The 13,239-nt window shown below is 68.9% G+C and carries 11 protein-coding genes and 1 riboswitch; of the genes, 4 read left to right on the top strand and 7 right to left on the bottom strand.

Annotated elements, in window-relative coordinates:
* Positions 1-12: 12 nt before the first annotated feature.
* The 3 genes from BMY53_RS08695 to BMY53_RS08685 form a co-directional block, all read right to left on the bottom strand.
* A complete protein-coding gene (locus BMY53_RS08695) occupies positions 13-684 on the bottom strand; it encodes a CAAX prenyl protease-related protein (protein WP_092945612.1) in 672 nt (223 codons plus the stop codon).
* 48 nt (positions 685-732) lie between these two features.
* Positions 733-1,587, bottom strand: a complete 855-nt coding sequence (locus tag BMY53_RS08690; RefSeq protein WP_092945611.1) for a 23S rRNA (adenine(2030)-N(6))-methyltransferase RlmJ — start codon at positions 1,585-1,587, stop codon at positions 733-735.
* 116 nt (positions 1,588-1,703) lie between these two features.
* Positions 1,704-2,900 carry a right-handed parallel beta-helix repeat-containing protein gene (locus BMY53_RS08685; protein ID WP_092945609.1) on the bottom strand — a complete coding sequence of 399 codons (1,197 nt, stop codon included), beginning with the start codon at positions 2,898-2,900 and terminating at the stop codon, positions 1,704-1,706.
* A 443-nt stretch (positions 2,901-3,343) separates the two neighbouring features.
* Between BMY53_RS08685 and BMY53_RS08680 the strand changes: the two genes are divergently transcribed.
* The gene (locus BMY53_RS08680; RefSeq protein ID WP_092945608.1) at positions 3,344-4,420 is read left to right on the top strand and encodes an alkene reductase; all 1,077 of its coding nucleotides are present in this window, start codon (positions 3,344-3,346) and stop codon (positions 4,418-4,420) included.
* 32 nt (positions 4,421-4,452) lie between these two features.
* Here the strand turns inward: BMY53_RS08680 and BMY53_RS08675 are convergent, their stop codons facing one another.
* Together BMY53_RS08675 and BMY53_RS08670 are read right to left on the bottom strand one after the other, a co-directional pair.
* On the bottom strand, positions 4,453-5,022 hold the full coding sequence (locus BMY53_RS08675) for an MOSC domain-containing protein (RefSeq protein ID WP_092945606.1): 570 nt from the start codon (positions 5,020-5,022) through the stop codon (positions 4,453-4,455).
* A complete protein-coding gene (locus tag BMY53_RS08670; protein WP_092945604.1) occupies positions 5,003-6,748 on the bottom strand; it encodes a GAF domain-containing protein in 1,746 nt (581 codons plus the stop codon). The genes BMY53_RS08675 and BMY53_RS08670 overlap by 20 nt, the downstream gene beginning before the upstream one ends.
* Before the next feature lie 152 nt (positions 6,749-6,900).
* Here BMY53_RS08670 and BMY53_RS08665 point away from each other — a divergent pair, with 152 nt between their 5' ends.
* On the top strand, positions 6,901-7,995 hold the full coding sequence (locus tag BMY53_RS08665; protein ID WP_092945603.1) for an extracellular catalytic domain type 1 short-chain-length polyhydroxyalkanoate depolymerase: 1,095 nt from the start codon (positions 6,901-6,903) through the stop codon (positions 7,993-7,995).
* 24 nt (positions 7,996-8,019) lie between these two features.
* A riboswitch (Fluoride riboswitch) is annotated at positions 8,020-8,097 on the top strand.
* Between the two features lie 98 nt (positions 8,098-8,195).
* Complete coding sequence (locus tag BMY53_RS08660; RefSeq protein WP_092945601.1) at positions 8,196-9,539, top strand: voltage-gated chloride channel family protein; 1,344 nt, start codon at positions 8,196-8,198, stop codon at positions 9,537-9,539.
* Here the strand turns inward: BMY53_RS08660 and BMY53_RS08655 are convergent.
* Positions 9,490-11,271: a hybrid sensor histidine kinase/response regulator gene (locus BMY53_RS08655; protein WP_092945599.1), complete on the bottom strand. Its 1,782-nt coding sequence runs from the start codon at positions 11,269-11,271 to the stop codon at positions 9,490-9,492. The two genes, BMY53_RS08660 and BMY53_RS08655, sit on opposite strands and share 50 nt — an antisense overlap.
* A 255-nt stretch (positions 11,272-11,526) precedes the next feature.
* Here BMY53_RS08655 and BMY53_RS08650 point away from each other — a divergent pair, with 255 nt between their 5' ends.
* The gene (locus BMY53_RS08650; protein WP_218151206.1) at positions 11,527-12,699 is read left to right on the top strand and encodes a lactonase family protein; all 1,173 of its coding nucleotides are present in this window, start codon (positions 11,527-11,529) and stop codon (positions 12,697-12,699) included.
* A 29-nt stretch (positions 12,700-12,728) separates the two neighbouring features.
* Here BMY53_RS08650 and BMY53_RS08645 read toward each other — a convergent pair whose 3' ends face one another.
* Positions 12,729-13,238, bottom strand: a complete 510-nt coding sequence (locus tag BMY53_RS08645; RefSeq protein ID WP_092945597.1) for a hypothetical protein — start codon at positions 13,236-13,238, stop codon at positions 12,729-12,731.
* Position 13,239: the final 1 nt, after the last annotated feature.

The following is a 13,239-nucleotide window of genomic DNA, read 5'->3' as shown; positions in this document are numbered from 1 at the left end:
CGCAGCGATGCGTCACCAGAACGCCCAGCGTCCCGACCACACCACCCAGATCCCCAACACCCCGTTGGTGACCCCATGCGCGATGACGGCACACCAGAGCTTCCCGGTGCGTTGATACAGCAGGCCGTAGGCCAGGCCCGCCACGATGGCAGCAAGCCAGAGGGTGTGGGCCAGCATGAAGAGGAAGGTGGAGAGCACCAGGGCCTTGAGCCCGGACTCCCGCGGGTCCACCCCTTCAAAACGGGGGCTGCTGATCCAGCGCAGCAGGAAGCTGCGCCAGAACAGCTCCTCCATCACCGGCACGAGCAAGGCCGCGCCCAGCCAGCGCACCACAATCAGCGGCCAATCCAGCCCGCCATCCGGCCGAACCGGCACGAACGCGGCCGTGGGCTCGCCCAGTTGCATCCACGGCGCGTCCAGAACAATCCATAGCGCGAAGACCACCAGCCCCACGCCCACGCTGGCCACCACCTCCCGCCACCGGGGCAGGTTCTGCCGCGCCAGCTCGCCGTACTGTCGCCAGTACCAGGCCAGCGCGCCGCCGACCACCACGAGGTTCAAGGCATAGAACCAGCGTGGGTCCCAGCCCCAGGCGTTGTCAGAGGGAACAGCTCCTCGCAAGGCAAGGAGACCCATGAAAAGGGCAAAGGGAACAACCCGCGCCCAGGCAGCAGCATTCAGCATGGGCTGATTGTGGCCGGATCAGCTGTGGCCGGATCAGATGGGACCGGATCAGACGGTCTGCTGCTCCAGCAGATAGTTCGCGTCGTCATACTGCCCCAGCACGTCCACCAGCAAGGGCAAGCACTCGGCCAGCTTGTCGTGCAGCACGTAGGGCGGGTTGATGACAAACATGCCACTGCCCAGCATGCCGAAGCCGCGTTCATCCGGCTGGGCCACGGTCAGCCGCACGTGCAGCCAGCCCTTCTTGGCCGACGACTCGCCAACAGCCTTCAGGCGCTGCAGCAATTGCGCCGACTCCAGCATCTGGAGCTGCGGGTACCAGAGGGCGATGGTGCCGTCCGGGAAGCGCTCCAGCGCCTCTCGCAGCGCGCCGATGACCTTGGCGTAGTCCGTCTTGATCTCGTAGGGCGGATCGATCAGCACCACCCCGCGCCGGGACGGCGGCGGCAGCTCGGCACGCAGGCCGGCAAAACCGTCGGAGTTCCTGACCTGGGAGTTGGGCCGGTCCGCGAGATAGGCCTCCAGGATGCGCTGGTCGGTCGGGTGCAGCTCATAGCAGCGCAGCCGGTCCTGCTCACGCATCAGCATGCGGGCGATGGCCGGGGAGCCGGGATATTGCTCCAGCGCGCCACCCGCATTGAAGTCCCGCACCAGTTCCACATACTTCTGGAGCGGCTCGGGCAGGTCCTTGCGGTGGTACAGCGCGGCAATGCCGCCCAGGTGCTCGGCATTCTTCTGGGCATAGCGGCCGTCCAGCGCGTAGCCGCCCGCGCCGGCATGGGTGTCCACCACGGTGTAGGCCTTGTCCTTCTCCCCCATGTAGCGGAGCACTTCGGCCAGTACCAGGTGTTTGAGCACGTCGGCATGGTTGCCGGCGTGGAAAGCGTGTCGATAAGCGAGCATTCCGGCACTGTACCTGTGATCGCAGCGTCCACGGCGGCCAACCCTGATGGCAAGGGAACCTCTGCATGACTGCCCGGATCGCCGTCGCCGCCATGCGATCCCGGCCCCCGCCCCCCTCAGACCTGGATCGCCCCCGGGCTGTACAAGCCTCCCACCGGCACCGGTGCCGTGTCGCAAGGGTGGCGGTATTGCGCCACCGGCCGCAACGGCTGCCCATCCACCGCACCAGGCTCGGCCGCCCGGCCCAACAGGGGCGAACCCGGCGTCAGGGCATAGTCGAATCGTTGCGGCGCGACAAAGGCAGACAGGCCGACGAAGTAGTTGTGGTGCTGTTCCCAGCCCGAGCCGGGGGGCAGCTCCCGCTTGCCGGCCAGCAGGTTGTTGATGAGGCGCACCTTCTGCGCCCCCGGCGCCATGCGCAGGTAGACGCCGCCGGCCGGTCGCAGGTCCACCATCGTGTTGTTGATCAGGTGCAGCTCATGGCGCGGGCCCACCAGCCCCTCGCTGCCGTAGGCGATGAGGTGGTAGTTTTCGGTCGCAGCACTCTGCTGGATGATGTTGCCCACCACCAGCGCCAGCCCGCCATTCGGGAACTCCAGCTCGAAGCTGGCGCGCCCGGTCTCGTCGGTGAGGCGGTTGTAGAAGATCTGGTTCACCGCTGCCCGGGTCTTGAGCAGGTGGCCGGTGTGGCCGTGGTGGAAATAACTGCCCACCACCCGCAGCCGCCCGATGCCGCCCACATAGCAGTTGTGGGTGCGGCCCTCCCCCGGGGCGATGGCGCCGAACTCGCAGCGTTCGATGTCGAGGGTGATGGCGGGGTCGTTGGCGGCCAGCAGGCCGTTTTCGTTGTCTTCGAACCGGCACTCGCGCAGCGTCAGCGATCCTCGCTCCAGGCGGATGCCCGCGCCGTTGCGGTCCGGCACACGGGCGCCGATGAAGTCGAAGCCGGTGATGGACATGCGCTGGCCTGCGCACACAAACAACCCCTTGCCCTGGGCGTGGGCGCCGTTGGCGAGCACACGCACCCGGCCGCCGACCGCCCGCAGCGTCAGGTCGTCCCGCGTCCAGGTGGCGACATCTGCGCGATAGTCGCCCGCCTGCACCTCGATGATGCTTCCCGGAGCGGCCTCGGCAGCCGCAGCAGCCAGCGTGGTGAGCCGCTGGCCGGGGCCGACCCGAAGCACGGGGCCGGCATCGGCCACCGGTGTCAGGGCATGCGCCACAACCGGCGGCGCGGTGGACAGTGCGCCCGCCAACATCAGGCGGCGACGGCCAGGGTCGAAGGCGGACGGGCCGGAACGCGGATTGAACATGGCTCTCTGGGGGGGGGGCAGGTCGCGACTTGCCCACGATAGCGGCAAGACGCCGCCCTGCCTTCCCCCATGATCCGGGCCTGTGCGTCGGCCCTGCCCGTCGACCCTGTGCGCTGCGGTGGGCGAAAGGCGCTCACGGGCGGACGAGCCTTTGGAACTATGGCCACCGCAGGCCCATGCCGAGGACCTGGAAGGCGGGGCAGTGTAGCCAAGCTGGCTTCGGCGCGCAGGCCGCCCGGCAAGCCCCCAGCCCGCATCCGGGCTGTCGCGCAGGTTCAGCGAGCCGCCGTGGTGGCGGCTAAGCTGCGCACATCCCCGATCCTCCGATTCCCTCATCGGTGACGGCAGCGCCGCCAGCCCCCAACCGCCCGACGAGGTGATGGTGGCCGCCACGCTGGACGCATCGATGGGGTTCCCATGACCTCCTTTTTGAAGTGACTGATATGCCGAGCTTGTTTGATCCGCTGCAACTGGGTGCTGTGTCCCTGGCCAACCGCATCGTGATGGCCCCGCTCACCCGCAACCGCTCCCAGGGCCTGGTGCCCGGGCCGCTGGCTGTCGAGTACTACCGCCAGCGCGCCACTGCCGGCCTGATCATCAGCGAGGGTGCCCAGATCACGCAGGAAGGCCAGGGCTACCTGGACACCCCGGGGATCCACACCCCCGAGCAGATCGCGGCCTGGAAGAAGGTGACGGACGCCGTCCACGAAGCCGGCGGCAAGATCGCCGTGCAGCTGTGGCACGTGGGCCGCATCTCCCATGCGGAATTCCAGCCCGAGGGCGCCAAGCCGCTGTCTTCCACCAACCGCCAGGCCAACAGCAAGACCTTCACCAAGGAAGGTTTTGTGGACGTGGCCGCCCCGCGCGCGCTGAAGACGGAAGAGCTGCCGGGTGTGGTGCAGTCCTATGTGCATGCGGCCCGCGCGGCCATCGAAGCCGGCTTTGATGCGGTGGAGGTGCATGGTGCCAACGGCTACCTGCTGGACCAGTTCCTGCGCGACAGCATCAACGACCGCACCGATGCCTATGGTGGTTCGATCCAGAACCGCGCCCGCCTGCTGCTGGAAGTGATGCAGGCCATCGTGGCCGCCATCGGCGCGGACCGCACCGGCCTGCGTCTCTCGCCTGTCACCCCGGTGAACGACGCCGGCCAGGACAGCGATGCACAGGCGCTGTTCAACTACGTGGTGGAGCAGCTCTCGCCGCTGAAGCTGGCCTTCCTGCATGTGATCGAAGGCCAGACCGGCGGCCCGCGTGACGTGGCCCCGTTTGACTACGCTGCCCTGCGCGAACGCTTCAAGGGCCCGTACATCGCCAACAACGGCTATACCCGGGACATGGCGCTGGCCGCCGTGGCGGACGGCAGCGTGGACGCGGTGGCCTTTGGCCGCAGCTTCATCTCCAACCCGGACCTGGTGCGGCGCCTGCGCCTGAATGCTCCGCTGCAGAAGGCCAACTCGGCCACCATGTACGGCGGTGGTGCCGAGGGCTACACGGACTACCCCGCGCTGGCCGACTGACCCGCCAAGCCAAGTTTTTCGGGGCCTGTCGCTCAGGCCTTGGGCTTCTTGGCCCGGAAGAGCTCGGCGATGGTGACCTCGCGCGGGCCCGGGCGGATCTCGAAGCGCTGCCCGGCTGCCAGCGTGCCGGGCTGGCGCACCGCGAGGTAGATGCCACACCAGCCGCTCTGCACCATCATCTTCGACGCCTTGCTGAATCCCATCACGGCGTTGAACTTGCTGCAGGGGTAGCGCGGCTCGCTCACGGCCAGCTCGCAGTCCGGGAACACCAGCACGTCGCCGATCCAGGCGTCGCTTTCCAGCAGGCCCTGAATGCTCAGGTTCTCGCCCATGCTGCCCCAGGGCAGCGACGTGTTCCAGTCTCCGACCTGGGCCTGGGCGCGCACGGTCTGCCAGAACGCGTAGTGCTCGGTGGGGTAGGCGTAGACCGCCTTGGCCTGGCCGCCGTGATAACGCGGGTCGGCTTGTTCGTCGCCTGCCAGGCCCAGCGTGGCCACCGGCACGGCGCCCTCCACCGGACGTTTGCGAATACCGCTGAGGACTTCCTGCCCGGCCACCATCAGCGGCTCGGCGCGGGCCACGTTAAGACTGAGAATCTGCATGAGGCGATTCTCCAGGACTTTGGGCCCTGCGTCCGCCTCCCCGCTCGTTGGCTCGCTCGTTACCCCGCTCGTCGCCGCGCTCGTTACCCCGCTCGTCGCCGCGCTCGTGTCGGGCCGCCCCATTGATCACGGCGTCCAACGCCGGCCCGGTGTCCTTCGGGTCATCCAGATCAACGCTGCAACCGATCACGCAATCCTGCCCGTGATACCGCAGGCGCCGCGCATGCACCCGGGACGCCAGCACCCGCCCGTCACGCGTGGCGGCGCGGGCCGGCAGGCCCACCACGTCCTTGTGGTCCCGCAGCAGCTCGTAATAACGCCCGCGGTAGGGCGGCAGCATGCCCACGCCCAGGTCCATCAGGCGCCGGCCGATCACCTCATCCCGGGTAATGCCATAGCGCTGGCACATGGCGTCGTTGATCTCCAGCACCAGGCCGTCCGGCAACCGGGTGAGCACCATGTGCACCGGCATGGCCTGGATCAGGCAGCGCAGCTCGTCGCTGGCCTCACGGGCGGTGGACAACGCCTGCGCCCGTTCCCGCTCGCGGGAAAGGTTGTCCAGGGCGAAGGAAAGATCCCCCGCCATCTCGTTGAACAGACCGATGACGGTGTCATCGAAGAAATCCGGTTCACCCGCCAGCAGGCTGAGCGCGCCCACCACCTCCCCGCCGCGGCGCAGCGGGAAGGCGGCCATCGCCTCGATGCCCGGCGGGATGACCGGCGAGCCGGGCTTGCTGATAGTGGGGTCCTGCAGCGCGCGGTTGCTAACCTGGTGGGTGCCCGCGAGGATGGCGCGGGTGCTCATGGAGCTTTGCGAGAAGGTCGTGTCCAGCGACCAGCGAGGCGGCATGCCCGGCATCCACCGCGCCACGTTGCCGAAGGCGGCAGTCCGCACAAAAGAGGCGCCTTCCACCAGCACCACCGTGGCGACGCGCGCATGCCCCGTTTCCACGCAGATGCGGCAAAGCCCGTCAAACAGCACCTGTTCGGCCGACGGGCCCAGGTCCAGGTCGGCCTCGCGGCGCACGATGAGCTGGTTGGTCTGCGAGAGCGCCTGGTACATGCGCTGCAGGCGTTCGCGTGCGTCGTGGCTGGCACGCCGTTCTTCGTCATAGCGGTACCAGATGGTCCAGATCATGGCGCCGCACAGGCCGGCGGTCACCATCACCAGCAGCACGCCCAACCGGGCCGCGTCACCCGTGGCTTCGTGGCTGCGCTCGGTGTCCAGCCGGGCCTGGCTGAGTTGCAGGGTGGCCAGGTCGTCAATCAGCTTCATCAACGCCAACCGCTGCTGGTTGAGCGCCCGCAACTGCTCCGCAGAGGCCTGGTCCACGGTGTCCACCCCCTTGAGCAGGGTCTCCAACTGCAACTGGACGCGCTCGGCCATCGCCGTTTCGGTGGCAACGAAGCGGGTGGACAGATAGTCCTGCCACTGGCGGCGCAGGTGGCTGCCCAGGCGCTGGGTGTCCCGCTCCGTGAGAGGCGCACCGGTGCTGGTGGCGGGGCTCAGCAGTTGGCCCAGGCCCTGCGGGCCGAGGTCGCGCGCCATGTCGCGCAGCAGGCTCAGGGGAATCAGCCGGTCGGCATAGAGGGACTCGGCGGTGTCGGCGAGGCGCTGTGTCTGCCACAGGCCCAGCAGCGCGGAAGCCGCCACCATCACCAGCGACAGCCCCAATGTGACCAGCAGGCGAGCACGCATGGACAGCCCGGAAAAAGCGGAGGGCATCAAGCGAACCTTGTCGGCGCGAAGGAGCTTCGATTCTGCGCCCGGGGCACGCGCCTGCCGGGCCCCGCAGGCCCCTGGTTGAGGGGCCCACGGGCGGGTGGGATGTCCCCGACCGCACAGACAGGCCGCGCTGGCGGTGGCCGAATGCCGACATGGCCAAACGTTCCGCCGCGTCTTCCTGGCAGAAGTACTGGCAACGCGCCTGGGCGCAGGCCTTGCGGCCAGGCGGTATGTCTGCCAAGGCGAAAAAGACAAGCGCCCGCGTGGTCAAGGCCACCCAGGTGGCGGCGGCCGCTGCATCGGCGGCCCGGCGGCTGGCCAAGCCTGTCGTGGAGGGCGCCCGCCACGCGGTGAAGGGCGGCCTGTCCCGCCCAAGCCCTCCGCCGCCCGGGCCGGGCGATTGGCTGACCGGCGTGGCGGCAGGGGCGGGCGGCATGCGGGCCTGGCAGCTGTATCGCCCGCCGGGCACGCGCTTCGGAGAACGCCTGCCCGTGCTGGTGATGTTGCACGGTTGCGGGCAGGACGCCGCCGGCTTCGCGCGCTCGTGCCGGATGAACAAGGGCGCGCAGCGGGAACACAGCCTGGTGCTCTACCCCGAGCAAAGCCGCCTGGCCAATGGGCAGCGGTGCTGGAACTGGTTCGAGACCGAATCTGGCCATGCGCAGGCGGAGGCCGCCTTGATTCTCCAGGCAGTGGACCAGGTCTGCCTGCTCCATGGGGGCGACCGCCGCCGGGTGGCCGTCGCCGGGCTGTCGGCCGGCGCCAGCATGGCGGCCCTGCTGGCCAGCCGCTACCCCACACGTTTTGCGGCGGTGGCCATGTGCGCCGGGGTGGCACCCGGGCTGGCGCACTCGACGGCGACGGCACTGCGTGCCATGCGCGGCCGCGGCCGCAGCGCACCGCCGCCTGCCGAGCGCCAGGACTGGCCGCCGCTGCTGGTGATCCAGGGCCAGGCCGACCGCGTGGTGGTGCCTGCCAACGGGCGACAGGCGGCCGAGCAGTGGGCGCAGGCCACCGGGGCCATGGCCACGGCGCCGCGCCGGACCCAGCGCGGGCAACGCCATCCCGCCACCGTGACCGACTACCGCCGCGAGGGCCGCACGCTGGTCTCGCTGGTGGAAGTGGAACAGCTGGGGCACGCCTGGAGCGGCGGACCGGCGAGCCTGGCGTTCAGCGACCCGAAGGGGCCGGATGCGTCCAGCCTGGTTTGGCGCTTCGTGGCGAAGTGCTGGGCTGAAGGGCAGTGAGCGGGCGCCGCCTGCGGCTAGAATCCGCCGCACGGAGATGGCATTCCTCCGCGAACCGCCTCACGGCCCCCGCGCCGTGACGCTGATGATGCCTACATCGTCCTGGGAGACCAGGGCCTTGTGGGTGTTCGCCCGGGCCTTTGTTGACCAGTCGTTTTTGCAACCGTCGAGCACATGCTCCTGCAACCGCTGGGCTACCGATGAACCCGCTGAACCTGTTGAAACCGTCGCCGAATCGTCCCGGGCGACCCGAGCACTTCCACCTCATTCCCTACGTCCTGCGCTGGCTGGTGCTGGCCAGCCTCGTGGCGGTCCTGGCGGGCAGCGCGTCAGCGCTGTTCCTGCTGGCCCTGGCGTGGGCCACTGACACCCGTGAAACGCACCGCTGGCTGATCTGGGGCTTGCCCATCGCCGGTTTCTGCGTGGGCTGGGTCTACCTGAAGCTGGGGCGCGACGTCGAGGCCGGCAACAACCTGCTGATCGACGAAATCCATGATCCGAAAAAAGTCGTGCCCTTGCGCATGGCGCCCCTGATCCTCGTCAGCACCGTCATTTCGCACCTGTTCGGTGCCTCCGTCGGGCGGGAAGGCACCGCCGTGCAAATGGGCGGGGCCTTGGCGGATCAGCTCACCCAGCTGTTCCGGCTGCCCGCCAAAGATCGGCGTGTGCTGCTGATGGCCGGCATCAGTGCGGGTTTTGCTTCGGTCTTCGGTACCCCGTTGGCGGGCGCCGTCTTCGGCCTGGAAGTGCTGGTGATCGGACGCCTGCGCTATGACGCCTTGCTCCCCTGTCTGGTTGCCGCCGTGGTGGCGGACCAGGTGACGGCGGCCTGGGGCGCCCATCACACGCACTATGCGGTGGGGGCCTTGCCGGCCATCTCGCTGTGGCCGCTGGTAGCCGTGGTGCTCGCCGCCGTGGTCTTCGGCCTGGTGGCCATGGCCTTTGCCACGCTGACGCACGCGGGCCAGGCCTTCATGAAACGTCATGTGGCCTACGCACCTGCGCGGCCGCTGCTGGGGGGCGTGGTCATCGCGCTGGTCATCTGGGGCCTGGACGCGTGGCGTTTTGCGGGCTTGGGCATTCCGGTCATCGTGGAGGCCTTCCAGCATCCGCTGTCTGCGGGGGATTTCGCGGCCAAGCTGGCCCTGACCGCCGGTTCGCTGGCCAGCGGCTTCAAGGGCGGGGAGGTGACACCGCTGTTCTTCATCGGCGCCACCCTGGGCAACGCGCTCGCACCGCTGCTCGACCTGCCGTTCCCGATGCTCGCCGGGCTGGGTTTTGTTGCCGTGTTCGCCGGTGCCGCCAACACCCCGATGGCCTGCACCTTCATGGCGGTGGAGTTGTTTGGCGCGGAGATTGGCGTCTATGCCGCGCTGGCGTGCGTGGTCAGCTATCTCTGCTCCGGCCACACCGGTATCTACAAGTCGCAGCGCGTGGGGCTGGCCAAGCACCCGCACATCCCCGAGGGGCTCAAGCTGGGTGAGGTGTCGGCCTTCAGGAGGAATGCGGCACCGCAGGACCCACCGTCCGGCGGTCAGGAATAAGCGGCGAGGGGCCCAGCAGGCTGGCAAGCACGCGGTGCAGCCCTTCGGGCGCCACCGGCTTGCGCAGCACCAGATAGCCGTCGTCATCGGCCCGTTGCAGGTCAGGATGGTCCAGCTCACCCGTCACGACCAGGCCCTTGGCCTGCGGCAACCGGGGCAACAGCGCCAGCATCAAGTCATAGCCGCTGACGTCTCCCCGCAGCCGCAGATCGCTCATCACCACCGAGGGCTCGAACCCCTCGGCCAGCGCCCGGTAGGCCTGCACGGCGTCGGTGGCAATGCGGCTGTCGATGCCCCAGTCGTCCATCAGATGGCGCAGGCCCTGGGCCACCCCAAGGTCGTCCTCGATCACCAGCACGCGGCCCCGCAGCCGGTTCAGGTGCGAGACCGTGCGCGGTTGCCGGGCGATGCTGGGGCTGGGCGACCGGGCGGCAGCCAGCGTGATCCGGAACCGGGAGCCGGCGCCCACCTTGGACCGCCACTCGATGGCGGCACCCAGCCGGTGCACACAATCTCGCACCACCGACAGGCCCAGGCCGTGGCCTTCGGGCGCCTGGCCGGCATCGTCCGCGCGTTCGAAGGCAGCGAAGAGGCGTTGGCGCTCCTGTTCCTCGATACCGACCCCTGTGTCCCAGACCTCGATGGCCCAGCCGGGCGCGCGTTGCCGCACCGCCAGCAGCACGCCGCCTTGCGGGGTATAGCGCAGCGCGTTGTGCAGCAGGTTGGACAGAGCGCGGCGCAGCAGGATGGGGTCGGCCATCACCCAGGCCGGTGCTTCCGGCCCGCGCAGGCGCCAGTCCAGGCCACGCGCGGCGGCCTCAGGCTGGAAGCGCTCATGCAGTTCGCACAGCAGGGGCGTCAGTGCCAGGGGCTGCAGGGGCAGGGTGGCGTCGCGGCTGTCCAGGGCGGAGACGTCCAGCAGCGCGTTGAGCAGGTCGCTGACGTGGCTGGCGGCGTGGCTGATGTCCACCAGCAGCGGGTCCAGCGTCGCATCCCGGTTGCGCTGGACAGCGGCCTGGGCCGTGAGCGTGAGGGCGTACAGCGGCTGGCGCAGGTCGTGGCTGGCCGTCGCCAGGAAGAGGCTTTTCTCGCGGGATGCGGCGGCGGCGGCGTCCCGCGCTTCCTGGTGGGCACGCGCAAGGGCTTCGCTGCGGTGCTTGAGTTGAGACTGCTGCACCAGAAAGCTGTGCGACGTGCGGGCATGCCGCCAGACCAGCCAGGGGTACAGCAGGCTCAGCGGCAGCACCGTGGCCCAGTGGGCGGGGAAGGCCAGTGGCACGGCCAGCGCGGCCAGGCCCCAGGCGGGCAGCAGGTAGCGGGCAAACACACCCAGGTCGGCGGCCGCATAGGAGACGGTGGAGGCCGTGGTGCCGGCCAGCACCAGATACAGGAAGAGGGCGTATTCAAACGAGCCCGCACCAATGCCGATCCAGGGCAGCATCCCCCAGATGGCGCCGAAGACCAGCGCAGCGTATTGCGCGCGGGGCACCCACAAGGCCTCGAACTGCGCGGAGGGCAGGCTCTGATGGTCGCGCCGGAAGACACGGCGGGCCAGCACCAGGCACACGGCTGCGGCCAGGTAGGCGCCCGCCCAGGCCCAGGCCCACGTCGATGAGGCGTGGCTGGGCACGCCGGCCACCACCACGGGCGGGATCACCAGCGCGGCGATCTCGGCGGACGCGCGCTGCCCGATCAGGGGCAGGAGCTCGGCGCGGGAGGTGGGGGCGGTCATACGGTTGAGTGCGTGGTCGGGCGTCGGGGGGCAGGCCCGGAAGCGCCGAAGTATCGGCGCTTACAAGGGACTTATGCGGTGATGACCTGGACCGGCTCACGTGTTGTCACAGACTCGGCCAGGGTCTCCAGGCTGAACCCATCGTCCGGGCGGTCAACAAGGGCGCGTTGTCCTTCTCTACACTCGGCGCACCGGACATCGGCCTGACCCGCAACGCGCTCCGGTGCCCCGCGAGCTCACATCAGGAGACATGAATTGAACCAGTTCAAGAAACGGGCACGGCCCCTGGCGGCCGCCATTGGTCTCAGCATGGCGGCGGCCATGCCGGTGAGCGCCAAGACCTTCGTCTACGTCGCCAATGCGGAAGATGGCGACATCGATGCCTACGTCATGGATGTGCAGACGGGGGCCCTGGCGCCGGTCGGGAAGGCCGTTGCCGGCAAGCAAGTCATGCCCATGGCGCTGAGCCCGGACAAGCGGCATCTGTATGCCGTGGTGCGCTCCAAGCCGTGGGCGGTACTCTCCTACAAGATTGATGCGCAGACCGGCAAGCTGGAGCAGCAGGCACGTGCGCCGTTGCCGGAGAGCATGGCCTATGTGTCCACTGACGCCACGGGGCGTTTTCTGTTGACCGCGTCGTATGGCGCCAGTGTCGTGGCCGTCAGCCCCATCGAGTCGAGTGGCCTGGTGCAGAAGGATGCGGCGCAGGTGTTGCCTACCGGCAAGAACGCGCATTCAATCCGGACCGATGCGAGCAACAAGTTCGCCTATGCGGCGGCGCTGGGCGGCGACCAGATCCACCAGTTCAAATTCGATGCAGGCACCGGCCAACTCACCGCAGCGGAGCCAGCGGTGGTGAAGACGCCGACAGGCAGCGGGCCGCGCCACATCGTCTTCTCCCGGGATCAAAAGTTCCTCTACGTGCTGCACGAGCTCTCCGGCACGGTGGACCAATACGCGGTCGATCCGGTGCGCGGCACCCTGAGTCCGGTGGGGTCCACGCAGACCGTGCCCAAGGAAGCCGGTCTGCAATTGGGCCTGTCACCGGATGCCGCGGCCGCCGCGGCGAGTGCGGTGGCGGCCGGCAAGGCCGAGGAGGACAAGCGGCCCAGGGTCTGGGCCGCCGACCTCCAGCTCACACCGGATGGCCGGTTCCTCTACGCCACCGACCGCACCACCAGCAAGATCGCATTGCTGCGCGTGGCGGAAGGCTCGGGCCGGGTGAGCTATGTGGCCAACTTCAGCACGGAGACCCAGCCGCGAGGTATCCGCATCGACCCCACCGGGCAGTTCCTGGTGGCGACGGGGCAGAAGTCTGACAAGGTCACGGTCTACCGCATCGACCCGGCGGACGGTGGGCTGACGGCCGTCGGCCGGTACCCGGTCGGCAAGGATGCCAACTGGGTAGAGATCGTCAGCATCCCGTGAGACGCCACCGTGACCTGGCCCGGCGTGACTCAGGGAGCGCGGCGCTGGGCTCGGTGACTCACGACGATCTGCCGCACTTGCAGTGCGAATCCGAAGACGAATAGCAGCAGCCAGGCCAGGAGCGCACCCTGCACGGTCGGATCGTCGGGGCCTGCGGCCAGCGGTCGGCCCACCGGCAGCCGCGAGAGCGTTTCATTGATGCCGGGCACCAGCAGCAGGAAGAAGCTGAAGGACAGGCCGAAGGTCTGCAGATGGGGGCGCAGCCGCCCCAGGAACTGGAGCCGCGGAACCACCAGTGCGCCCGTGAAGGCTGCCAGCAGGGCGAGCGCGCCCAGCACGTGGCCCGGATTGAGGCCACCGGTGCTCGACAGGCCGAAGGAGGTGAGCACCGACAACGTCAGTCCCGCCAGGTACAACTGGCCCGCGCGCATCGAGACATCGATGCGATGGAACCGGGCAAAGCTGTACAGGCCGGCGACGACGGGCGGAAGGCTGATCAGGGTGTGAACCACTCCGAGAGCTGAGAGGGGATGAGGCATG

This window comes from Roseateles sp. YR242 (assembly GCF_900109745.1).
GTDB lineage: Bacteria > Pseudomonadota > Gammaproteobacteria > Burkholderiales > Burkholderiaceae_C > Roseateles.
The sequence above is the reverse complement of the archived record's forward strand: the minus strand, read 5'-3'. Positions and strand labels throughout refer to the sequence as shown.